Raw genomic sequence first — 20,955 nt, forward strand, 5'->3', positions numbered from 1 at the left:
ATTCTGACGTCCCTTTTCGGGGGCGTCTTTTTTTTGACAAAAAAAGCGCATATCAGCATTTGCTTGCCAATATACGCTGCGGGGTGCATGAAAAAGAAGGTAAGTGCATGAAAGTTCCTAAGTCAAGCGAGCTGTTGTGTGATTTTACGGTCAACATAGGCTTCCTAAAGCTGAGGTTCCACATTCAGTGGTAACGCACTGACCGGTGGGCTGGTCGGACAGCCCACCTCTTTGGTACACATTTTTCGATCATGAAATTGAAAGGGGAGTTAGCCATGAAGCTTGAGTCCAAGCTGGGCAGCGCAGGTGGCTACGTCGAGTTGTCTAAGCCGACTCGCCACGAACCGTTGAAACAATAATTGGGTTGGCAATAGTGTCAGTGATTGTGATTGCATGGCGGTTGATACGATGAGTGAGCGAGTGAGCCGAGTCCAGCGCCGGGCGAATGACAAGTGGAAAGCCGAACATGCCGAGCGAAGCAGATACATTAATCAGCGCTCGCAAGCATGCAGCTTTATCCGCCATCGAGCCACGCTGAACGATTTGGACGAACTGCAACAGCTGATCGACGAGATGCGGGAGAAGTTGTAAGCATCCACTTAGGGACAGTCGCCTGAAGGTTCAATTTTGTTTGATCAGGAGGCAGAGGAAAAATTGTGGCTCATTACGCAATACATCGTCACTAAAGCAGTGAAAGCTAATCCATCAGAATTAGTTTTCATTGTTAACATCAGACTGGATAGCAGTTATTTATACTGCGTAATACCGGCAGGGCCAAAGATCTCTGTATCGTTTCTTTGCTCAGAAACTGAGATCTTGAAGGTGTTTAGCTTGGGTGCTGTCGTGGAAAGCAAAATAAATTTTCCAGTCGTTGCAGTGCCCGGTTGTACATCACCGTTTGAGTTTTCATTAAAGCCGAACGTGTCAGTACCAGAATCCGTAAATTCGACACCGGTTGCGTCAACAACGTGTGCTTGCATATACCCGAGACCAAACGGTTTTGTGCCCACGTTTTTCAGTTGATAGCCAATAGTTGTCCGGTAATATTGTTTTGGAAAATTTGCAATATCATCAAAATTGTACTCGGCGTTGGTATAGTTGGCTTCCTTGTTTGTGACTTTTTCAGTTCTAATGCCTGTAATCGTGTATTGGGCGACACCAACTTTGGCGAGCGTGACGTGTTTTGTGCTCGACGATTCCCCTGAAGCAGCTTTGATTTGGTGTTGCAAGCTGGCGTTATCTTGCTTTAAAGATGAAATGGTGGCGGCATCCTTGCTGCTGGCGGAGTCATTGTTTGAGCTGCAGGCGGCCAGTAGCAATCCAATTAGCGCAATAGCGCCTATTCCCAGAGATTTATGCATCATGTGTCCTCCAAATAGCGCCTTGCATGTTGCGTGAAGCAGCCATGCGGTTTGTTCAATTAACGGTCAATTTAAAGGAGATTGGTGAATTCATTTCGTCTGTTTGATATTCAAGCTCAACTTTGGACCCTTTTGGCGTGTTGTCGTTAAAATTTACCCAAAATGTTGTGGATGCAGTATGCCCCTTGGAGACTTTTGTTTGGCCGTCTTGTTGATCGACGATTTGTGCTGCGGTGCCGGCTGCATCATATACTGCAATGTCGTAAAGGCTTGGTAAAAAGCTTTCAGCAGCATTGATGTTCGTGTAGCTAATGGTAAATTGAACTGTTTTTTCATTGCTGATTTCGATAGACAAAGTGCCTTCATCCCTCAGCGTTCGTCCCCATTCGTTAAAGGATTTTGTGACGGAAGTGACGGTAAGGCTGACTTGCGGATTATTAGCGCTATCCAATACGGTTGCTTTCTGGTTTAAAGTGTATGATTTGTCACTTGTCGTGGTTGTCTTCGTTGTTGTAGCAGTGTTCGTTGAAACGTCAGTAGATGCGTCATCGCTGCTATCATTAGCGATTGACGGTGTATTAGTACCCGCCTGCTTAAGTGAGCTATTCTCGTCTTGCAAGTTGCTGTTAACTGCCTTCAGTGATGAAATTGTGGCCGTATCCTGATTTTCGGTTGAGCCTTGACTTAGTCCTACAAGTACGACCGCCAAAGTCATGACGCCTGCGCCGCTGGCTATGGTATACAGCCAGGGCATTTTGTCGCTTTTGCGGATCAATGCAACAATCAAACCAACCAAACCCACGCCAAATGCCACGATCGCAATCAGTGCAAGTATCCCGCCAAATGTTTCCATCGTTGATTCCCCCAAACCTCACAGCTTTTAACGTCAATCAGGATTTGGACGTGAACGCATGGGTGCCACAACGACATGCATGCGTTATGTAGCCATTAAGGATCTGATCAGGTGAGAATAGGGGAGGCGTTGGGTTATGCGTTGTCAGCGGTGTGCGGTTGCTGGACCAGCTTGTCCCAGAAAATCTGAGTGATGGCCAAGTTCAGCTTGGCTTGCTCAACGGCGGTCAGCTTGATGCCGGCAAAGTTGAACTCCGGACAAGGCCTGCCATCCAAGACATCTTTGAGATCAAGCACACCAAGCTCAGTTGCGTCTTTGCCAAGCAGGTAATCGGCAGTCACATGGAAAATGGCCGAGAACTGGGCTAGTTCTGCTGCAGATACTTTCCGCGCGCCAGATTCGATCCGGCTCAGGCTGCTGTTATCGATCCCGATTTGCTTGGCCACGGCAGATTGTGACAAACCAGCAGCCTCACGCAGCAAAACCAAGCGTTGTGCCAATAATTTAGACAATGCGGTACCTCTGTTTGTGAATTTCACAATCAATATCGATTGTGTTGCCTTTTTATAGCACGTAATGTGGGCAGAATCAAGTTTTTCTTGCGATATTCACAAAGCTTTGTGCAAAGTTTGCGGATGGTTGCTTGCGGGGTACGGGGAGAATGCTGCGAATTGCCAGCACAGCAATACCAATTCTTATATTTACTGCCAAGTTCGCATCGAAATGCTTGTCACCCCAAGGCTTGTGTGCTAGCGTGGAATTATCTAAAGAAACGGGTGATCATATGTTAAATGTTGGCGTTATCGGCCTGGGGGGCATTGCCCAGAAGGCTTACTTGCCAGTGTATGCACAGCTTCAAGACCAGGTCCAATTTTATTTGCAAAGCCGCGACCTGCAGAAAGTCACACGCTTGGCCAACCAATATCACATGGTGGCCGCAGGCACGGAACTGGCCGATTTGGATGCGTTGCAGTTGGATGCGGTGATGATCCATGCGGCGACAGAAGCCCATTATGAATTGGTGAAACATTTTCTTGCCCGCAATGTTAACGTTTTCGTGGACAAGCCGTTAGCCACGAATATGGATCAAGTCACAGAATTGTACTTGTTGGCGGCGCAACATCAGAAGTTGTTGACGGTAGGGTTCAATCGCCGCTTTGCCCCGGCGTTGAAAACGCTGATCGACTTGCCGGAAAAGAACTTGATCCAAGTGACCAAGAATCGCGTGGCTGATCCGCAGCCGCCGCAAACGGCGATTTTTGACTTGTTGATCCATCCGCTGGACACGGCGTTGGCGTTGGCAGGTTTTCCTAGTGAACCCACGGCGCGTTACGCGTTGCACAACGATAAATCCGGGCAGCTCGAACAAGCCAGCATCACGTTCATGGCGCAAGGCATCCGCGGCGAAGCGGCCATCAACATGGTGTGCGGTACGAACCTGGAAGAAGCCACAGTCGGCACGCCTAATGGGCTGTTTCGCGTCGAAGACTTGGCGCTGAGCCACACTTACCACGGCACCAGCCACACCACCATTGCCAGTCCTGATTGGCAGCCGATGCTGGAGACGCGCGGTTTTGCGCCGATGATCCGCGCTTTCTTTGATGCGGTGGTCAATTCCGGGGAGAATCCGGTGTCACCAGCGACTAGCCGCATGACGCATCAACTGTTGTGCGACATGGTCGATCAATTACAAGCGTAGCAAATAAGGGTCCCACCATGACGGTGAGACCCTTTTATCCGTGATGACTTCTTCACCGACGGGCTGCCCACAGTCGATTTCTGTCGGATAGCCATTGTTTGCATAGTAGGCTTCAAGGTCAAAGCCTGCAAAACGCTGGGCCAGGTTTGATTGTGGCTGATCAGTCATTGAGAATCCTCCGCGCCTGCATAGCGAGCTTGGGCCTTGTCCTCAAGCCAGCGGGCCATGTCAACGGTGATATACGCGATGCTTTCAGTTGGTTCCAGGTGCCATTGAGCGGGATCTTGGACGGGCGGGTAAGGCTCGCCGTCAAGCATGGTGGCGATGGCATCAACGGCTTGTTCTTCGGCTTCTTTTCGGGTATCCCCTTGCGTCACCATGCCGTCAATATTGGGGCTGAACACGGTGAAGTAGTGGCCGTCTTCGTCGTTGTTTTCATGGATGATCACCGGATAAGTCAGGACTTCTTGTGCGGTTATCTGACGATCTTGGCGAAAATCGTAGCCGTCAAATTCCCCGTTTTTCCAAGGGTTGGTGTGGGCTGACGGGCGACTTTGGCGTTCAGCAAAGGCTGCCATCATGTCAGCGTAGTCGCGTTCAGTCATGACAACGACATCTTCAGACGGATCATCGGCGTCGGCAACTGTGAGTTGTTGATTATGGCAACATGATACCATGAGTGGGGATGCGATGGAACGCATCAGTGTACCGCACCACGATAACACATAATCTGGATAAGACAGCAGAAGCACCGTAACCAGTTGGCCACGGTGCTTCTTTTGCTTTACAGTCTAAGAATTGCAAACTGATCACCATACTTGCCGTTCAACCGCTGGTAACCACGGTCCACCAGGAAGATGCAGCCGGTGGTGAGCATGCAGATGGGTAACATCTCTGGCGGCAGGAACATAGTTGCCATCACGCCACCAGCAACCAGCGGCGACTCCAGAATCGTCGCCCCCATGCTAATGGCACAAACCGCAATGACAAAGATGGGATCAAGGTGCGGCAAGAGGTGGCTGAGGGCAATGCCCTGCGCCGTGCTGGCAAAGAGCACGGGGAAAATGTCTCCGCCAAGCCAGCCAGTGTTCAAACAAATCGTCAGTAACCCCAGTTTCAGAAATGATCGCACCAGTAGGAACGTGCCTGGTTTCTGCTGCCAGCTTGTTGCGAGCAGGTGGAAATTGTGCATCCCTGAGAAGTTGATGCTGGGGACAAACAACGTTGCCAAATAAATCGCGAGGCCGCCAAATACAAGCAGACTCCAGTCGTGAGTGAAGCAATTAGTGATGATGTGGCGCACACCCACCATCAGGCGCAGATAGATACGCCCCGCCAGCCACGCGCTCAGCACAATCGGCGGCAACCAGAGCAAGTCGCGCATCCGCCAGGCAAAATGGCCGAGATAAACGATTACAGACGGCTCCCCGCCCCACTTGCAGGTCAGGTAGAAGGACAAGATTCCGCAGGCGAAGAAGCTGATCATACGCAGTGTCCACAGACTTTTGTGCTTGGCAGTTGGAAAGCGGCGCAACAGGTAATGATGCGGTGTGATGAGGATGCGCAACAGCCGCCCCAAGCCTTGCTGATGAATCGCCGCCCAGTTGTGCTCTAGGTAGCGCAACTTATCACCGAGCCAGATGCCGAACAGACAAGTAGAACTCACCAGCGTGGCTTCCGGCCCCAGACTCGTGCCGCTGGTGAGCATAAGTGCCGGCACGAGCATTTGCAGGGGCAGATAACGGTAGCTCGATGTTCCCGTCGCGGCGAGGTCCGCCCGGATCAAACCTAACGCTTTGGGAAACTGGCCGGTCGTGCGCTGGGTCAGGTAAATCACTGCCCCAACCACAGCGATCCAAACGGCGTTGAATACTGGCCTAAATGTTGGCCCTGGCCAGACGACGTCAATCAGCCAGCCTTGCAGCAAGTAGAAGCCGCCGAGAATGGCACCAATGATGAGCGCACACAAAAGGCCATAGCTATTGATGATGAACTTTTGCCTGTGCGCCACCTGACTGCCTCCGTTCTGCCAACACGAATCTAAAATCACGACAGTCACAAGCATAACGGTTTTGAACAAGGCGCGTCAAATCGTTCAACGTGATGTTGAAGTCGTGCGATTGTTGCGGCACGGCAATATTTGCGATACTGGCATCCGCGATGGAATAAGTGACACCATTGATGTGGCCAGCAGGGGGACATTGGGAACGTTTGTCCAAGATGGTTCACCGCGCTCATTAGGAATTCGAAAAGAGGCCCATATTCCGTCTTCCTGCTTAAGCACAGCACTTATATCAGGGGTTACAAAAAGGAGCCCAATTTTACTTATATTTCAAGCACAACAAAAGATATGGTGAATCAGATTCGATTCAGTAACAGCCGCCAGTGAGAACTTACAGTTGTAGCCCAGGCTGATCAGAATGATTGCCAAGTCAAGCTTGAGCAGAAAAACATCATAGACCTGGATGGGTAGGCAGTAAAAGTGATTGAACAAAACTAAATATGTTGCGCTGCCTGCCAACGAAGAAAAGAAGAAGAAATGGCCGATAAATCGCCAACCAATTAGCAGTATCGCAATCGTCAGGATGTTGGTGAATACAGCAACCGAAAGCGGGAGCAGATAGCTGCAGGTTAAAGCAAAACTGGTGACATCACCATTAATGATCTTTAGTGGTATCACCAGTGTTGCATATGTGAAAGCAAGCAGAACATTGCCGAAAAATATCTACAGCGTATCCTTGTATATATTGCCTTCTCTACTAGTTTGATGTCAATCAGGGACCCACCACGACGATGGGTCCCTGATTGACGTGCTAATGGCGTTTGAGGTGGGTCGCTTTGACGATCACGATGATCCCGCTGGCCAAGCTTAATGCGCCTGATACCAGGGTCACCGCGCCGCTAACGGTGGCGACGATGCCCCAAGGCCGAATGTGTTTTGGCATGATTTTCTCCTAACGATGATATGGGGCTAAGGTTTGTTGCCACAAGCTGAAATCAGGTTCCGGCAGCCAGTCGGCGATGGCGTCAACGACATGCACTTCGCCGTCTTCGTCGACGCGATAATCAACAGACAAAGCCGGCACCGGGTCGTCGCCGTCTAAGACGCTGACGATGTGGCCCATGTGGCCAGGGCGCAAGTGCTCGACAAAATGCGCAATTGCTAAGCTCAACGGTAACTGAATATTGTCTGCTAAATCAGAACATATATATTCCATCAGCGCCTCCTGTGAAACTTAATTTACTTATAGTGTAGCAGGTCGCTGGCTGATAGGAAAGCGAATTCACAGGTTATCGATCGCCGTTTGCGGCTGTAATTTATTGGCCATGAAAGTGAAAGTGAAACCCAACGCCATTGCCACTAACATCGAAATGGCAAAGCCCAACCAATTGTTAGACATGGCCGGCCCCAAGAAGGCCGGGACATAAGCGGTGCCGCGCGCGTCAAAGATCCCGACCACCGCGCCGGATACTGTTGAAGCGATCATCATCCCGGCAAAAGTCAGCTTATTGGCAAACACGAAGGGGTAAACCGATTCCACATAAGTTCCGAACAACAAGTTGATCGCCAAGCCTGGCGCGGCCAAGGCGCGATCGCTGGGGTGGCGGGGAAACAGCACGCTAGCCAAGTTGATGCCGGCAGCGACCATCACCAAACCGCACATATCAATGGAGCCTAAGAAGCTGTTGCCGTATTTGGACATTTGCAACATGATGATGGGTAAGAACACCGCGTGATAGCCGCCAATCATCAGCGCCGGCCAAATCAACAAGCCGCCTACCGCACCAGCCACGATCGGATTGATGGCAATGGCACCGTTGATCAGCATTTCCAACAGGTTGCCTAATTTCTCGGCCAGGCCTGCCACCAAATAATACCCGATCAAGCCGCTGATCAACCCAGCGCCAGCGCCGGCCACAATATTCGCGGTGGTGCCAGGAAAATGCCACTGTAAGCATTTATCAAACAATAAGCGCACCAACACGCCGGCCATGATCCCGCAAACGATGCCGCCGATCAAGCCGCCGTTGGTGGAAAATAACCCGGCAATGACGCCGGCACAAATGGCCACTTCACCTAAGCCGGAGATTTGCTTGGCGGCAACTCCGGCAATGATCACAGGCAAGCCGTTCATCACCACGTCAAACAACTTGCTAGTGGATTTGGGCATGCCTGGAATTCTGGCAATCAACAAGGTGATCGCCATGGTGATAAATGCCGGCAGCGCCGCCATCAGAATGCCGCGCAAGCTGATGTTGTGCCAGACGCTGCCGTTTTGTTGGGTGGTGCCGCCGCCAATTTGCGGGTGGAACTTCTGGCCCCAGGCTTTGCACAAGGCGTACATGGCGCTGACGGCACGGGTTTGGTTGTTGGTGCCGGTGGTGCCAGATACCGCCACGACTTTCAAGCCGGCTTCTTGAGCGTTAGCCATGGAGGTGCCGCCGGTGCCAGCGGCGATGACATCATGAGCGATCGCGGCTTGGATCGCTTGGCGATTGTTGCCAGTTGGGTCGGCACTCATTAAGATCAAACCGTCGACTTGACCGGCATTGATCAACGCTGCCACTTTGGCATCGTTGGCTTTGGCCGCCTTGTCCATTTCGGAAAGCGGCCCTTCGGCGATGATCACCGGCTGGCTGCCATCGTAGCCCCATAAGTGGGCAGGGGTGGTGGGTTTGGCGAAGTCCAGTGAGGCGTCGACGCCCATGAATTGAATCGTCGCCACGTCAGCGTCGGCGGCGTTGATTTGCTTGATCGTTTCGGCTAATAAGCTGGCCGGGTCCTTGCCGCCCATGGTGTAAAGGTTGCCGCCGGAGCTGCCGAGAATTGCGATATGTTTGCCCATGATGAATCCACACTCCAATCAGGATGTTTATCGAATATGATAGAACTTTTTGTGTCTACACACCAGAGCTTAATCATTCAAATCAAAAACTAATTTATTCAGAAAGCGGCGCAAAGGTTGACAACCACGGCGTTAATCGGGTATCCTAATATTCGTTGTGATGCAACTTATTGGGTAGTAGCGAAGTGGTAACGCAGTGGACTCTGAATCCATAATCATAGGTTCGATCCCTATCTACCCAAGAATATCTATCATGGGCTGTCATAGGCGTTCAAAAACGCTGATATGACGGCCTTTTCTATTTTTATATTTCATGGGCTTTGCTGGAATTTATATTAATTCCCACACGATTCCCACATGGCTCCACATGATCCACATACATTAAACTGCTAGGCAGGCGGTGATTTCCTCAAAATTAAGGAGATTATCAACTTTTCGCAAATCGTGATGAGTTTGATATTTTGATTTCCTTGACGCTGGGGAAATTATTTTTTTGAGTTCATTCTGATAATTGACAGAGTGACGTACTTTTCATATAATGGTTACATGCTTTTGTTAATGGGTATTAGCGAAGTGGTAACGCAATGGACTCTGAATCCATAATCCTAGGTTCGATCCCTAGATACCCAAGAGCTTTTAGAAGTCGCCTGTTGGCGGCTTTTTTTGATGGTTCTGTTTGTTCTCATGTTCCCCAAAAACAAACATTTTGGAGGTCTCCTTAAAAATAAGGAGACCCTCTAACAGACTTTTGATTCCTGATGATTAGGCGTTCTGAGCTGCATAAGACTAATAACTATTCATCATAAGCTCTGAACTCGCCTCAGAATCCAGTCTGACAACATCGAATAACGCTATATACACGAAAAAGCGGCCTGACCAATATATAACTACTAGTCAGACCGCTTAAAATCACAATTTTATGTATGCAGCAGATACTTGCCTCAAATATCTACCAGCTATGTAATGTTGTGTGCCTTTTCCACGACACACAACACTCAATTAAAAATGCAAAGGAATTTCGTTCAGCCCAAGGATCATTGGAACCCATTGAACCAAACAAGTACACAAGGATGGTGAAAACCAAGTGAACGAATCACACATAACCTTATGTAACAAGCCACGTCTCAATAACGCAGCTTGGCATATCCATGATATGTAATCGCGCACGCTTAAATGGAGTGCGCGACAATTGAAAAGTTTGAGTAAAAATCTCAAGGGCTGGATGAAGGCCCCACAATCGGGATGTGTGAAAAAAGAATGGATGAAAGTCACACCCCTATGTAACCGCTGGAATAACCAGCGGCAGAAGGTAATAATGAAAACAATACACACAGGAACCAAATTCAGGAGGAAACACACATTATTCATTTCTTACAGTTACTTTATAGGCATAAAGAACTTGTGTGACAAAAGAAAATGATATTTATTCTGTAATTTATTTAGTGGCGACGATTCCGCGCAGTTGCTGGATCATGCTAACAACTTGATACGGTGTGCCCTTATCCGCGTTCTGAACGTCACCACGGGTCATATACCAGAATTCGACTAATAGGGCTACGGCCATATCAAACTGTTTGTATGCAGCAAAATCAGCCACCTCAGCAGTGCTATCAACTGCATCTTTTACAAATTCTTCAGCAGCAGGAATATAGGTACCTAATAATACGGTGTCAGCCTCTGAATCTTCTTCTAGATTGAGGCTTTTTATGATCAGATCAGCAGTTACAGCCATTTGACCATCTCCCTTCTATGTATGGGCGATTACTCGCCCGTGCCTATCACCTAAGCAGATAACACAGCCTTATCAGCTTGTGCTACGTCTGCTTCAGGTGTTACGCCGCTTTTGGGTCTGTGGTTTGACCAGTAGCAGTAGCCGCTGCTGGGGCAATTTCCACATATTCGGCGGCCTTGTCGTCAATCACTTCAAAGTCATTGCGGATCACAACGGCCAGACCTTGGCTGTAATTGTCAAACACTTGCCAATTAGTTTCAACTTCGTTCTTCTGGGCAACAAATACAGACTGTGCCAGATCACCGATAACTAACGGGAATGCGCCACTAGCTGGGGTTGCCAACAACTTATTAGATACAACAATCACTTGAGCGCCAAATAATTGCTTACCAGTTGGCGCAGTGACACTAGGTTGCAAGAGATAACGGCCTTCAGAATCTTTCAGAGTATCTAAGTAGTTGTAACCATCTTGATTAGTGATGACTGACAGAGCTAACGCTGGATCTAAGTCAACATTAAACACGTGCTTCAAATCATCCAAAGTAGACGCTTGAACCTTGGCAAACTTAGAATCATCAGCCGTGAACAACTTAACGATTTCTGCATTATTCGTGTTGCGTACAAGCTTCTTCAATTGCGCCTTGATTTCAGCAACAATATCAACTTCAGAATCTTCTACGATTTCATTAGTCAAAAAGATCTTGCCAGCACGGGTTGCAACCTTGTAATCAACACCCTTGAATAAGCTGGCGTCAATATCACCAATTTCAGCAGCTTCTTCTTTAGTGGCTAACGTGCTTTCATTCGTCAAAGCAATGGGGTATGTGCCCACTGGCGTACCAACTTGCTTCACGGTCACATATTGAGCTAGATCATATTCAGCGTGCTTTAAGTCCATCACATCATTGATAACTTGAGTTGGTACCACAACACCAGCGGTTGTAGTTGTCACACCATCACGTTGTTCGCCATGTGAGCGAATATAATCTTCATAGGAACGGGTTTCAGTTTGTGCTGCATCAATAGTTTTTTTCAAATCATTATCTTCTTTCTTTTCAGTGTCTTCAGAAATTTGCTTTTCTTGTTGTGCTGCCAGCCATGCGGTATAGCTCCGCTTAGCAACAGCAACATTAGTATCGTCATATGCGGGAATTGCCACCGTTGAAACGTCGAACAATGATTTCACGGCTTTAATCGTGCGAATCACCTGACCGTCATCATCCTTGGAAAATTCGTCACCGTCTTCAGCAGAAATAAAGCTGAAGCTCATTGCTGACAAATTGCCAGCTTCAACATTCTTGTATACGTCATCCGCTGTGGTGGTTTCAGTTAAATCAGCTTCAAAGTGTAATCCTTTTTCGTCAACATCTAACTTCAACGTACCGGCCTTAGTGCTTGCTAAGACTTGACTCATATCGTGGTTGTTTACCAAATATACGTCTGACAGATCAACGCCATTAAACGCATCAGGGGCGATAACCTCTTTGAATCCACCTAGATCTTTGCTAGGTGAGTTGAAAACAACTGCGTAGCCTGATAGGTGTTTTGCAGCCTGATCCTGCTGGGTATCGTCTTCTGGCTTGGTTTCATTAACGGTTAGATTAGCATTTGTATTTAGCCGCTTTTCTTGTGTATCAGCCATTATTTACCTCATTTCCTTTTGTTGTGTGATTATTTTGATAATTTGCTAAATTACTTAGTGGCGTGTAGTTCAATGACTCCATGACTTCGTTACCACCATCAACAGGCGGTAAGCCTAATTTTTCACGGGCTTCATTAGTGGTATAAATACCGCCTTGCAAACCTTCAGCAGCAAGCTTCAACATGGATTCTGGATCAGCACTAAAAAGCCGGTCAGTATTAAAACTGAACCGGTTGTCACCTGTACTAAGTTTCATATCCAATTCTGAGCTGAAGGCTGCAAAGTATTGCGTTAATGTTTGTTGCAGGTATGCCACGTTACTTTGAGATTGATTACTGTGCTCATTCTCAACGCCAAGTCGTTCAGGTGGCAGGCCAAAAGCCTTAGCAACCTGTCTAGTTGTCCAGTCAGAGCTATTGGCGTATTTCACAACGTCTGTATTGACCTGAAGTGTTGAGTAATCAGTGTCTTCATCAAGAACGATTGTTTGTAATGCGTTATCGCCGCTGTTGGCAGCTTGAAACTTGTCCCGAATGGCTTCCCGTGCCTTAACATCAAGGTTAGACTTGTTAATCTTTAGAATGCCTGTACCTTGTACGCCGCTTTGGAAAAAGCCACGAATAAGCTTGTTACCAGTCTTTTGAATGGCTAATTCATCACGCAATGAAAATAGTGGGCTAATGCCTTTATAACCATCTTGGGTGAAAGCCTTGAAATGCAGTACATCCATAGGATTCAACTTCTGGGCCTTGCCATCTGTTGGCGTATACGTATACTCAGGCGCTTCGCCGTCATCATCATATGCAACCACCATGCAGCTATTCGGGATTAGCTTGAGGCCAGTCACCTGACCGCTATTGTTGCGTTCGATACGTGCAAAGCTGTTACCATTCAACAACATGTTTGCTGCCAGACTAAACTTAAACGCATAAGCGGTCATAAAATCATTGGGATTTTTGTTTAACATGGTAGCGATATGCTTATCGCTGTATTCAATCGGGTTTGCCGCCAGATCACCAGCAATGATCTTCACGGCAGCCATAATATCGGAATTGCGCAGGGCGCTCACACCAACGTAGCCACCTGAGTCATTGCTTGTCATGCTGATAACAGCATCAAGGAACGGCTCTGAATTGTCTTCCCGTGGCGGCGCATCATTCGTTAGAAAACTCACTTCTTATCACCTTCATTTTTGTTCACAATTAACGCCAGAATGATTAACACCACACCGGATGCAATCAAACCAACGAAAAGGCCCGCAAGCCCAAAAATACCCGCTACAACAAGGATTAACCCAAGTAATAGCAGGTATGTTTGAACATTAAAAGCCAAAATTTTCGCTTTGATAATACTCATTATTCGCCTCATTTGTATTTTGATCCATTGCCTGAGTGTATGCAGTCATCAAGGCGGCAACAGGGTCAATCTTGTTGCTGTTCTTTGTCTTATCAATAATCGGGTTGTTGTTGCTATCGTAGCGAATAATCGCGTTGTTGACGGCATAGGCCAACAACTTGTTATCAGCATGTTTGATTTTCCCGTTGTACAGTTCATCTCTGAATTGAACCGTGGGAATGCCTAAGAATCGTTGCCATTGCTTGACTTCAACAAGCGGCATATCACGTTTTTCAAGCTCTGGAATAAGATACCCCATTGACCACGGATCATAGCAAATAGCTTTCACATGCCAGTCATTGGCGTTGATCATATTCAACAGGTAATGAAGTACCTCATCATAATCAATAATGCCGCTATCTAGCTTAGTGATAGAACATTCACCACGGCGTTCACCAGCACGATAATCAAACCCATCATTGCGAATCTTTTCATCTAAGCCATACTTGCTGGCAACAAATGAATGGCTACCGGCATATAGTCCATAATCCTGCGGAATCAGCCAGCTAATAGCCGTTAAGTCAGATGACTTAGACAGATCTAATCCGATATACACGTCACTGCCGGTGGTATCAGGGGTTAACACAGTAGCTTTCTGCCAGTCTTCAGCTTTGATATAGCTATCTTTGCTGGCAGCGTGCCACATGTTAAAGTTCTTGACCAACAGCATGTTCATATCGCCTTTTTTACTGGCATCATCAACATCTTCTTGCAGGCTTGGAATCATTGTCTTTGCCCGCTCACTGTTAGACAGCAAGGGATTACTCTTGATCCATGTTTCAGGTTGATAAACTTCATCCTCAGAATCCTGTTCCCACACCGCAATAAAGTATCTAGGCGCTTCCGCCTTGCCATTTAAGACACCAGACACAAAATCATATTCGGCTTTCATTGGGCCGTTAAGATTAGTACCAGTCGTGCTGATAACCGCCAGCAATGAATTATCGCTGTTGATCTGGCCTGATTTCAGAGTCTTCAATATATCCGCAGAACGGGCTAACGCAAATTCGTCAATAATCGCAAGGTCTGAGGCGTATCCATCTAATGAATGCAGATCAGAAGCAAGCGGCTCAGCAATGCTATTGGAATCCAGATCACGAATCGCGTCACGGTTGATTTTAAGCCGTTCTCTGATTGACGGTGATACACGGCTCACTTGACGCAAGCCACTCGCCAGCATGTCAAAAGCTAGGTGAGCTTGTTGGCTGCTATTAGCGGTGAAAATCACTTCACGATTCATAGCAGGCTTGTTCTCCATCAATAGATAAATCGCGCCCAGATCACTCATTAGAAATGACTTGCCGTTCTTGCGGCTCATACTGATATATGCACGGTCATAACGGCGGTTTCCCGTGTCTTTCATCCGCCAGCCAAACAACTCACTGACAATCCACTTCTGGGATAATTCCAGTTTCATCTTTGATCCATCACGGGCAGGCATTAACTCACAAAACTGAATAGCCCTGTTGGCCTTTTTCACATCAAAATAAAAAAGGTAGTCATCTGATTGACTATCCTTTAGATCACGCTGATAACGGCGTGCAGCTTGTTTAATTTTCTCACCGGCAATGATCTCACCAGATAAGACTTTGTTTGTATATTCAGTTGCCCAATTAATCATCATTCATCAACTCAGCAAAAGGATCATCAACAGTCTTACCATTGCCCTTAACATTGAAATTCAAACGGGCGTAAGGGGTCAGACCTAAATCTCTGGAAAACTTTTGCATTTGCGCTGTTGCATCATTTTGAACTCTGATAGCTGGATTAGGTTTCATGCCGCCTGTGGTTGTTTGAACCATGAGGCCATGCTTGTTAATCTCAGCTTGTGCAGCCTGAATCTTGCTAACGGCCATGCAATAGCTTGCCACAGATTGCAAATCTAAGGCGCTTAGTGGCAGATTTTCGCTCATTAGTGGAATTATACGCTGCCACTCTAAAGTCGCTGTATCGTCCAGCCATGAGGGCACAGGGGCATTCAGTGGCGTATATTGATTCATTGCTTTTTGAGCATCTTCACGGGCAGCTTTTTCGTTCTTGCTCATGTGGCTCTTTAAGTCGTCTGGATTCTTATATCTATTTGCCATATCTAGTGATCCACATCCTTTCTTCAAATTTTATTTAATTAGTGCTACTATATTCGTAAATACACCGATACACGACAAAAAAACTAAAATTAACGGTATTTTTCGTTCTCTAGAGTGGGCTGTGTATCTACAAATAATTAACTACGGCCCCATATTACTTTGAGGGGTCTTCTTTTAGTGGTGTTAAATGATACTTTTTAATATCATCCTGTGTCTTTAGCACGTGGCAGGCATGGCACAACGATTGTAAGTTGTCATCGTCTAGCCGCTTATCCCAGTCAACTCTAATAGGCGTGATATGGTCTACCACATCCACAGGAATAATCTTTCCTTGCTTTAGACACCATTCACAACATGGATGGTCTAACCGGTAAGAATATGATAGCTTTCGCCATGGCTTGGAACGATAGAATTGAAAGAACTTACCGCCATCATGCTTATGTTCTAAGTATCTAGCGTGTCCTTCAGTCTTTGTGAGGCGTTGTTGTTTGTGCTTGTCACAGAACCTCAGATCATAGTCGATCAATGTTCTGCAACCGGCATGAGCGCATAAGTGTTTAGGTTTTGCCATTCATACCATCTCACTTCTGATTCTTTTGGCAGCTTGAATACGACTTGTGTTCTTCAGCCATCATGTCCATGGTTGCTTTAGTGTTGAGCAGCATATCATTCAGAACCATTAAGATACGTGCGTTAATCTCAGCTTCAGGTGTCACATCATCTTCATGTGCAAGCCTCTTGGATTCAGTCAATACCTTATCGGCAGTTGATTTAGATCTATTCATATGGATTACCTCCTTTCAAATTTATGCCTCTATATACTAAGGTGCGTAACTCAACAAAAAAGGCCATGTTTTTAGAAACTGTAACAATTTGTAACATAAGACGCATATGTTCTAGTTTGTTCCAAAAGGTATTGGAACACTGTTCCAGAAAATAACGGCTGTATCCCCTGTGGCTCTAGGGGTGTTCCAACGTTCCAGTAAAAAGCTGATTCTATTTACTTTTCTCAGTTTTTTATGTAGGTATTCACCACACAGGATCATAGTGAACATGGTATTCAATAATCATCATTTTTTTCAAAACTAAGAAAAATACTGGAACACTGGAACAAAAACGCTCTAACCGTTGTGGCTAGGGCGTTTAGGCCGTTCCAATATTTAAATATTGACCGGAACACTGTTCCAACTTACTGGAACGCATTGTTTAATCAAATGATTCTACTTGTTTCAATCCTAAGTATCTGGACATATTATTATGGTCATCACCAAAACCCATATGGCATTTTTTCCGTGTTACCCCCATCTTTTCTAGTTGTAACTTGAGTTTTGGTTGAGTTGGTTTATCGTCATAGCCGTTTGATATGCAGTACGATTTAAACTCATCAAAAAACGTCTTGGCAGACTCCCCACGGTCACCATTTGGTGTAACTTTGTAATACTCATTAACGAATTCGGCTAGATGGTCATTGGCTTGAATCCATTCACGACTTGCTTGGATGACACTATCAGGCTTGGTGAATCTCCTAGCTGTAAGTGCTTTGGCAAACTCTTGCATACACTTCATTGCAAACTGTGAACGTTCATCATCAATTGCTTTAAAATCAAAGTCATCCCAAAAACTGGGATCATCACGTGCATCACCATTAATAAGCTTGATTACCATTACACGGTCAGCAAATCCGCGACTATGATCAGTAAACGTTGGCATGGTGTTTGAACTGAACAGAAGCTTTGCATAGTTGGTGAATGTGAAGTGTTGCAAGCCCTTGAATTCAGCTTCTAATCCATCACCACCAGTCACAGACTTAATAATATCCGTATCTTTTAACTTGGCTTTACCAACATCAGCCATAATATTAGCTTCTTTACCGTACAAATTGGAAATTTCAAAGCGGCGGTTGCTATCAGCCAAGATTTCGGGTTTAACATGTGAAATATTCTCCTCTTGAATCACATTGGTTATACGCCGAATAACTGTGCTCTTGCCCTCGCCACCGTCACCATATAGCCATAAAAACTCTTGGAAGGGAACGTGTGAACGGTACAGCATATATCCAACAAATTGCTCAAGCGTGATATACGCATCACCCATCATTGCATTCAACCATTTTTCAGTCTCAGGACACTCATTTTCTTTTGGATCAACAGAATAATCATGGGTATTAAGCATATAATTTTCAGCTTTGCTTTTCTCCATCTTGCCCGTGAGTATATTATACGTGCCGTTCGCAAAAGCAACTAGCTCAGGCCGTTTGTTTTGGTCGAATGGAGAATTGTTCCTGAATTTATCATTGAATGTTTCCAGCTCAATATAACGCCTTACGGCAGAAACATCCTTAGGACTATACAATCCCCATTTTTCAATTTCATGATGTGTATAGCTTTCCACTATTAATCTGAATTCACCTTTTCCAAGCGTGCGCCACGTTCCTAAATCGGATTGATAAATTGCGCCATTCATCAACGCTGGAAACACTGCAATAGGAGTTTTATCAAGAAAAGTCTTGGCATACACAACAGTATTGAATTTCACAATTCGATGCACGGTATACTTTTCATTATCCTTGCCTTTTTCAGTATTGAAGTGAAAATCTAACCAACTTGGCGTGATTTTTGCCAGTTCTTCGTTATATTTTGCAACTGCTGCTGGTGTTTTATCCATTGGTGCTGGATAGGTGTAGACGTTGACCGGTGTTAGTTGTTGTTTCAAATTATTGGCGTATTGTTGGGCAGGAAAACCAACGTAGGTCTCTAATTCATGCATTTTTTTAGCAAGATCACTCATTGGCGTGCCACCTCTTTTGCCGTAATAGAACGGATAATTCCACCCAATTCTTTTGTGCTTAATGATGGTCGAATATAGTTTTCATTAATCAGCAGCATCAAGCTCATGACGGTTTCTGGAGTAGCACCAGCACGATACAAAGAACCAACGATACTAGTTGCCCACACATTGCGTCCACCTTGGTCAATACCGGCAACAATCCTGTTTAACAATTTGCCATCTACGCCAGTCATACGAACCGTGTTTCCAAAACCACGCACAAATATCTGTTCCGGCTTGGGCTGAATCTCATCCAGTAACCACTGAGGCGCTGGCTTAATGTCTGCCCACGTTTTATTTTCGCAGGGTTCACATTGTCCGCCACGATACCGGCTTGGCGCTACTGGCACGAAAACAGCATTATAGTCGATACCAGAGGGGATTATCTTTCCATCTTTACCACGTTCCGCAAACAAATTTGTAGCTTCAGTGAGTTTCAGCTTAGGATCATAGCTGTAAAACAAGTGCAGCCCACCACTTGGAGACTTTTCCCAATAGGTGTCTAACGTGCCCGCGCTATTGTCCTTGGCTAAATTCTTCAGAGTTGTTGTACCATCTGCACCACTGGCATGATTAACATCAATATCCAGCATGAGAATGCCGGTACCCTCAAGCAACACACCAATGCTATTGTAGTGTTCAGTTGCCCACCACTGGTGAGCAAGATTATTATCCAGCGTTGCGTTATCCTTTGGTGCTGTGATAGCTGGGCGGTTACCATTAAACGGAATCACCTTGATATGATTCTTTTGAATTTCTAACGCCGTTTCATACAAACTTTTCATTCGTTAATTTCATCCACTTTCTTGATAAATCTACAAAAGATGGATAGAATAGAGTCAAATACATAGATACTCTAGCTATCAATCTTTCAGGCCTTCAGCGTGCCCGCGCTGTTGGTCTTTTTTGTCGTTGTTGCTAAACTCACACCATTCGCCATAAAGCACGCCGCCAAAGAAGGTGACGAACAAGGCGATAAGGGTGAGTTGATGACTCATGATCCATAATAAAATGCTCATTTTAATCCCCTCAATATCCATACTTCGCGGCGTTTGCCAACAAGTCTTTAGCAAGTTCAACCTGATCTGGTGTGCTCTCTGGATCAGCTAAAACGCGTTTGGAAAGAGTTGAGACCACATAATAATCAACTGCCCAGCCTTCAGCCGTATGCGTGAAATGACTCGCATCGAACTCCGCATAAATTGGATTCATACGTTTGTAGGCTGCAAGATTTTCGGCTTTAACTTCGCCGTTCTCATCCATGCTAAAAGAATCAAAATAGCCTTGATCTAACGCCCACTGAGTAGGCTGGCAATTCTTGTCAATTAAGTTGGCTGTAACCATATGCTGGTACATTTCTTCACGTGTTGCTTTGATCCCAATGGCATTGAACTTCTTGTAGCAATCTTCAACGATTTCTGGATATTTGATTTTCATTATTATTAGTCCTCCTGTGGGCTTGTCTTTAGTTACTTTCAACCTTACGAATTGCAATCAAGTGAACGCCTTGCAGCTCTGAATCATCAGCATATGAAACCTGTGTCACGCTGTAATGAGATTTGGGATCAGATGAAAGCTGTACCTGTAAATCAGACGTATCAAGAAACGGTGTGAGCTGGTCATGATATTGACGCGTGACAGCAAACACAATGTCTTTGGTGGTATCAACACCGGTCAGAACCTGAAGCGTTCTATCAGTCACCGTATACAATGCTGCATGTCTACTGAAATCTTTCACGAATTCAGATTTATACATACCATTAGGCTGTTCCACTGACTGTGAATGTCCGAAACTTAAGACGTATCGGAATCTAATTCTATTTAGCTGTGTCATTTGTACATTTCTCTTTTCTATTTGTTGTCATATAAGGCTTGTCGTGAAACGCGACAAGCTGAATTACGGCATTCCATTAAAATCTATGATCCATGGCAGTGTGACGTTTGCCATCCGGTTAAAGAACAGATCAACGAATGATTCATGATATTTGTCACGGCGATAATCCTCAAAGCATGAATACAGGCATTCGGCGTAAATTTGATAAAGATCATCACGCGAATGCTTCACGCGCTGGAATGGGCACATCATTGTAAATGACGTTGCTACCATTGTTCTCATGGACTCTTGCGCTAATTCAAACAAATCATCAAAAGTCATCTTCTTGGGTTTGTCGTCGAACCATGAAATTTCCTTCATTTCGTGATTGGAACTATTCAAGGCTGAAGGGTGGAAATTCTCTAGCATCTTGAATGTTGCACGCTGCATCTTCTTATAGAAGGAAGTCAGCACTGGGGTCTTCTGTGTGAGCTGGTAATCATCGTAGCAACTACGTAGGCAACCCATATAAAGCTTGGTGATATAGTCCTTGCTGAAGCTCATACGTTGTTCGTAAGCACCTAATAACAGACCGCCTATCCCTCTCAATTGCCAAGCGGTATCATGACCTCATCATAAGAATGGTGAGGTATTTATATGGACGAAGATCAACCCGAGATTGTTCGTATCAAGTTGGACG

General features: G+C 45.9%; 26 protein-coding genes and 2 tRNA genes. 4 read left to right on the plus strand and 24 right to left on the minus strand.

Annotation, left to right across the window (positions count from 1 at the left end):
• Nucleotides 1–408: 408 nt before the first annotated feature.
• A complete protein-coding gene (locus tag ACGG90_RS11220) occupies nucleotides 409–591 on the plus strand; it encodes a hypothetical protein (protein WP_390409470.1) in 183 nt (60 codons plus the stop codon).
• A 155-nt stretch (nucleotides 592–746) separates the two neighbouring features.
• Here the strand turns inward: ACGG90_RS11220 and ACGG90_RS11225 are convergent, their stop codons facing one another.
• The 3 genes from ACGG90_RS11225 to ACGG90_RS11235 all read right to left on the minus strand — a co-directional run bounded on the left by ACGG90_RS11225 (nucleotide 747) and on the right by ACGG90_RS11235 (nucleotide 2,726).
• Complete coding sequence (locus tag ACGG90_RS11225) at nucleotides 747–1,361, minus strand: hypothetical protein (RefSeq protein WP_390409472.1); 615 nt, start codon at nucleotides 1,359–1,361, stop codon at nucleotides 747–749.
• A gap of 55 nt (nucleotides 1,362–1,416) precedes the next feature.
• Nucleotides 1,417–2,214, minus strand: a complete 798-nt coding sequence (locus ACGG90_RS11230) for a hypothetical protein (RefSeq protein ID WP_390409474.1) — start codon at nucleotides 2,212–2,214, stop codon at nucleotides 1,417–1,419.
• 134 nt (nucleotides 2,215–2,348) lie between these two features.
• The gene (locus ACGG90_RS11235; protein ID WP_390409475.1) at nucleotides 2,349–2,726 is read right to left on the minus strand and encodes a helix-turn-helix domain-containing protein; all 378 of its coding nucleotides are present in this window, start codon (nucleotides 2,724–2,726) and stop codon (nucleotides 2,349–2,351) included.
• Nucleotides 2,727–2,998: 272 nt separating this feature from the next.
• Between ACGG90_RS11235 and ACGG90_RS11240 the strand changes: the two genes are divergently transcribed.
• Nucleotides 2,999–3,913 (plus strand): Gfo/Idh/MocA family protein, encoded by a 915-nt coding sequence (locus ACGG90_RS11240; protein ID WP_390409477.1) that lies wholly within the window; start codon nucleotides 2,999–3,001, stop codon nucleotides 3,911–3,913.
• Here the strand turns inward: ACGG90_RS11240 and ACGG90_RS11245 are convergent.
• The 7 genes from ACGG90_RS11245 to ACGG90_RS11275 all read right to left on the minus strand — a co-directional run bounded on the left by ACGG90_RS11245 (nucleotide 3,902) and on the right by ACGG90_RS11275 (nucleotide 8,760).
• Entirely contained in the window at nucleotides 3,902–4,081 is a 180-nt protein-coding gene (locus ACGG90_RS11245) for a hypothetical protein (RefSeq protein WP_390409479.1), read from the minus strand. The genes ACGG90_RS11240 and ACGG90_RS11245 overlap by 12 nt on opposite strands.
• Nucleotides 4,078–4,518: a type II toxin-antitoxin system HicB family antitoxin gene (locus ACGG90_RS11250; protein WP_390409480.1), complete on the minus strand. Its 441-nt coding sequence runs from the start codon at nucleotides 4,516–4,518 to the stop codon at nucleotides 4,078–4,080. Before ACGG90_RS11250 ends, ACGG90_RS11245 begins: the two co-directional genes overlap by 4 nt.
• A 179-nt stretch (nucleotides 4,519–4,697) precedes the next feature.
• Entirely contained in the window at nucleotides 4,698–5,924 is a 1,227-nt protein-coding gene (locus ACGG90_RS11255; protein WP_390409482.1) for a chloride channel protein, read from the minus strand.
• Between the two features lie 321 nt (nucleotides 5,925–6,245).
• On the minus strand, nucleotides 6,246–6,638 hold the full coding sequence (locus ACGG90_RS11260) for a YitT family protein (protein ID WP_390409515.1): 393 nt from the start codon (nucleotides 6,636–6,638) through the stop codon (nucleotides 6,246–6,248).
• Nucleotides 6,639–6,726: 88 nt separating this feature from the next.
• Nucleotides 6,727–6,858 carry a hypothetical protein gene (locus ACGG90_RS11265; protein WP_390409484.1) on the minus strand — a complete coding sequence of 44 codons (132 nt, stop codon included), beginning with the start codon at nucleotides 6,856–6,858 and terminating at the stop codon, nucleotides 6,727–6,729.
• A 9-nt stretch (nucleotides 6,859–6,867) separates the two neighbouring features.
• On the minus strand, nucleotides 6,868–7,131 hold the full coding sequence (locus ACGG90_RS11270) for a hypothetical protein (protein WP_390409486.1): 264 nt from the start codon (nucleotides 7,129–7,131) through the stop codon (nucleotides 6,868–6,870).
• Nucleotides 7,132–7,197: 66 nt separating this feature from the next.
• Nucleotides 7,198–8,760: a PTS sugar transporter gene (locus ACGG90_RS11275; RefSeq protein WP_390409488.1), complete on the minus strand. Its 1,563-nt coding sequence runs from the start codon at nucleotides 8,758–8,760 to the stop codon at nucleotides 7,198–7,200.
• Between the two features lie 171 nt (nucleotides 8,761–8,931).
• Here ACGG90_RS11275 and ACGG90_RS11280 point away from each other — a divergent pair.
• A tRNA-Gln gene (locus ACGG90_RS11280) sits at nucleotides 8,932–9,002 on the plus strand.
• 317 nt (nucleotides 9,003–9,319) lie between these two features.
• A tRNA-Gln gene (locus ACGG90_RS11285) sits at nucleotides 9,320–9,390 on the plus strand.
• A gap of 805 nt (nucleotides 9,391–10,195) precedes the next feature.
• On the opposite strand, the gene ACGG90_RS11290 is transcribed toward ACGG90_RS11285, so the two are convergent.
• The 14 genes from ACGG90_RS11290 to ACGG90_RS11355 all read right to left on the minus strand — a co-directional run bounded on the left by ACGG90_RS11290 (nucleotide 10,196) and on the right by ACGG90_RS11355 (nucleotide 20,819).
• On the minus strand, nucleotides 10,196–10,492 hold the full coding sequence (locus tag ACGG90_RS11290) for a head-tail connector protein (RefSeq protein ID WP_390409490.1): 297 nt from the start codon (nucleotides 10,490–10,492) through the stop codon (nucleotides 10,196–10,198).
• A gap of 100 nt (nucleotides 10,493–10,592) precedes the next feature.
• Complete coding sequence (locus ACGG90_RS11295) at nucleotides 10,593–12,134, minus strand: phage major capsid protein (RefSeq protein ID WP_390409492.1); 1,542 nt, start codon at nucleotides 12,132–12,134, stop codon at nucleotides 10,593–10,595.
• Nucleotides 12,127–13,308: a phage portal protein gene (locus ACGG90_RS11300; RefSeq protein ID WP_390409494.1), complete on the minus strand. Its 1,182-nt coding sequence runs from the start codon at nucleotides 13,306–13,308 to the stop codon at nucleotides 12,127–12,129. Before ACGG90_RS11300 ends, ACGG90_RS11295 begins: the two co-directional genes overlap by 8 nt.
• Nucleotides 13,305–13,490 (minus strand): hypothetical protein, encoded by a 186-nt coding sequence (locus ACGG90_RS11305; protein ID WP_390409496.1) that lies wholly within the window; start codon nucleotides 13,488–13,490, stop codon nucleotides 13,305–13,307. The genes ACGG90_RS11300 and ACGG90_RS11305 overlap by 4 nt, the downstream gene beginning before the upstream one ends.
• On the minus strand, nucleotides 13,456–15,147 hold the full coding sequence (locus ACGG90_RS11310) for a terminase large subunit (RefSeq protein WP_390409517.1): 1,692 nt from the start codon (nucleotides 15,145–15,147) through the stop codon (nucleotides 13,456–13,458). Before ACGG90_RS11310 ends, ACGG90_RS11305 begins: the two co-directional genes overlap by 35 nt.
• Nucleotides 15,143–15,616: a phage terminase small subunit P27 family gene (locus ACGG90_RS11315; protein ID WP_390409498.1), complete on the minus strand. Its 474-nt coding sequence runs from the start codon at nucleotides 15,614–15,616 to the stop codon at nucleotides 15,143–15,145. The genes ACGG90_RS11310 and ACGG90_RS11315 overlap by 5 nt, the downstream gene beginning before the upstream one ends.
• A 154-nt stretch (nucleotides 15,617–15,770) precedes the next feature.
• The gene (locus tag ACGG90_RS11320) at nucleotides 15,771–16,187 is read right to left on the minus strand and encodes an HNH endonuclease (protein WP_390409500.1); all 417 of its coding nucleotides are present in this window, start codon (nucleotides 16,185–16,187) and stop codon (nucleotides 15,771–15,773) included.
• Nucleotides 16,188–16,197: 10 nt separating this feature from the next.
• On the minus strand, nucleotides 16,198–16,401 hold the full coding sequence (locus tag ACGG90_RS11325; protein WP_390409502.1) for a hypothetical protein: 204 nt from the start codon (nucleotides 16,399–16,401) through the stop codon (nucleotides 16,198–16,200).
• 421 nt (nucleotides 16,402–16,822) lie between these two features.
• Complete coding sequence (locus ACGG90_RS11330) at nucleotides 16,823–18,403, minus strand: DNA primase family protein (RefSeq protein ID WP_390409504.1); 1,581 nt, start codon at nucleotides 18,401–18,403, stop codon at nucleotides 16,823–16,825.
• Nucleotides 18,400–19,227 (minus strand): bifunctional DNA primase/polymerase, encoded by an 828-nt coding sequence (locus ACGG90_RS11335; RefSeq protein WP_390409506.1) that lies wholly within the window; start codon nucleotides 19,225–19,227, stop codon nucleotides 18,400–18,402. Before ACGG90_RS11335 ends, ACGG90_RS11330 begins: the two co-directional genes overlap by 4 nt.
• 78 nt (nucleotides 19,228–19,305) lie before the next feature.
• Nucleotides 19,306–19,461 (minus strand): hypothetical protein, encoded by a 156-nt coding sequence (locus tag ACGG90_RS11340; RefSeq protein WP_390409507.1) that lies wholly within the window; start codon nucleotides 19,459–19,461, stop codon nucleotides 19,306–19,308.
• A gap of 10 nt (nucleotides 19,462–19,471) precedes the next feature.
• Nucleotides 19,472–19,879, minus strand: coding sequence for a hypothetical protein (locus ACGG90_RS11345; protein ID WP_390409509.1), 408 nt, complete (start codon nucleotides 19,877–19,879; stop codon nucleotides 19,472–19,474).
• A 28-nt stretch (nucleotides 19,880–19,907) separates the two neighbouring features.
• Nucleotides 19,908–20,198: a hypothetical protein gene (locus ACGG90_RS11350; protein WP_390409511.1), complete on the minus strand. Its 291-nt coding sequence runs from the start codon at nucleotides 20,196–20,198 to the stop codon at nucleotides 19,908–19,910.
• A gap of 141 nt (nucleotides 20,199–20,339) precedes the next feature.
• A complete protein-coding gene (locus ACGG90_RS11355) occupies nucleotides 20,340–20,819 on the minus strand; it encodes a hypothetical protein (protein ID WP_390409513.1) in 480 nt (159 codons plus the stop codon).
• Between the last annotated feature and the right edge of the window lie 136 nt (nucleotides 20,820–20,955).

The organism is Lacticaseibacillus jixiensis (assembly GCF_042847315.1).
Taxonomy (GTDB): Bacteria; Bacillota; Bacilli; order Lactobacillales; family Lactobacillaceae; genus Lacticaseibacillus; species Lacticaseibacillus jixiensis.

Excerpts from the sequence above, each read along its gene's own strand:
- ACGG90_RS11240 (WP_390409477.1), top strand. The coding sequence starts at position 2,999 with ATGTTAAATGTTGGCGTTATCGGCCTGGGGGGCATTGCCCAGAAGGCT.
- ACGG90_RS11355 (WP_390409513.1), bottom strand. The coding sequence starts at position 20,819 with ATGAGCTTCAGCAAGGACTATATCACCAAGCTTTATATGGGTTGCCTA.
- ACGG90_RS11265 (WP_390409484.1), bottom strand. The coding sequence starts at position 6,858 with ATGCCAAAACACATTCGGCCTTGGGGCATCGTCGCCACCGTTAGCGGC.
- ACGG90_RS11245 (WP_390409479.1), bottom strand. The coding sequence starts at position 4,081 with ATGACTGATCAGCCACAATCAAACCTGGCCCAGCGTTTTGCAGGCTTT.
- ACGG90_RS11320 (WP_390409500.1), bottom strand. The coding sequence starts at position 16,187 with ATGGCAAAACCTAAACACTTATGCGCTCATGCCGGTTGCAGAACATTG.
- ACGG90_RS11270 (WP_390409486.1), bottom strand. The coding sequence starts at position 7,131 with ATGGAATATATATGTTCTGATTTAGCAGACAATATTCAGTTACCGTTG.
- ACGG90_RS11305 (WP_390409496.1), bottom strand. The coding sequence starts at position 13,490 with ATGAGTATTATCAAAGCGAAAATTTTGGCTTTTAATGTTCAAACATAC.
- ACGG90_RS11330 (WP_390409504.1), bottom strand. The coding sequence starts at position 18,403 with ATGAGTGATCTTGCTAAAAAAATGCATGAATTAGAGACCTACGTTGGT.
- ACGG90_RS11325 (WP_390409502.1), bottom strand. The coding sequence starts at position 16,401 with ATGAATAGATCTAAATCAACTGCCGATAAGGTATTGACTGAATCCAAG.
- ACGG90_RS11250 (WP_390409480.1), bottom strand. The coding sequence starts at position 4,518 with ATGACTGAACGCGACTACGCTGACATGATGGCAGCCTTTGCTGAACGC.
- ACGG90_RS11335 (WP_390409506.1), bottom strand. The coding sequence starts at position 19,227 with ATGAAAAGTTTGTATGAAACGGCGTTAGAAATTCAAAAGAATCATATC.
- ACGG90_RS11345 (WP_390409509.1), bottom strand. The coding sequence starts at position 19,879 with ATGAAAATCAAATATCCAGAAATCGTTGAAGATTGCTACAAGAAGTTC.
- ACGG90_RS11275 (WP_390409488.1), bottom strand. The coding sequence starts at position 8,760 with ATGGGCAAACATATCGCAATTCTCGGCAGCTCCGGCGGCAACCTTTAC.
- ACGG90_RS11220 (WP_390409470.1), top strand. The coding sequence starts at position 409 with ATGAGTGAGCGAGTGAGCCGAGTCCAGCGCCGGGCGAATGACAAGTGG.
- ACGG90_RS11230 (WP_390409474.1), bottom strand. The coding sequence starts at position 2,214 with ATGGAAACATTTGGCGGGATACTTGCACTGATTGCGATCGTGGCATTT.
- ACGG90_RS11295 (WP_390409492.1), bottom strand. The coding sequence starts at position 12,134 with ATGGCTGATACACAAGAAAAGCGGCTAAATACAAATGCTAATCTAACC.
- ACGG90_RS11350 (WP_390409511.1), bottom strand. The coding sequence starts at position 20,198 with ATGTATAAATCTGAATTCGTGAAAGATTTCAGTAGACATGCAGCATTG.
- ACGG90_RS11340 (WP_390409507.1), bottom strand. The coding sequence starts at position 19,461 with ATGAGCATTTTATTATGGATCATGAGTCATCAACTCACCCTTATCGCC.
- ACGG90_RS11225 (WP_390409472.1), bottom strand. The coding sequence starts at position 1,361 with ATGCATAAATCTCTGGGAATAGGCGCTATTGCGCTAATTGGATTGCTA.
- ACGG90_RS11315 (WP_390409498.1), bottom strand. The coding sequence starts at position 15,616 with ATGGCAAATAGATATAAGAATCCAGACGACTTAAAGAGCCACATGAGC.
- ACGG90_RS11290 (WP_390409490.1), bottom strand. The coding sequence starts at position 10,492 with ATGGCTGTAACTGCTGATCTGATCATAAAAAGCCTCAATCTAGAAGAA.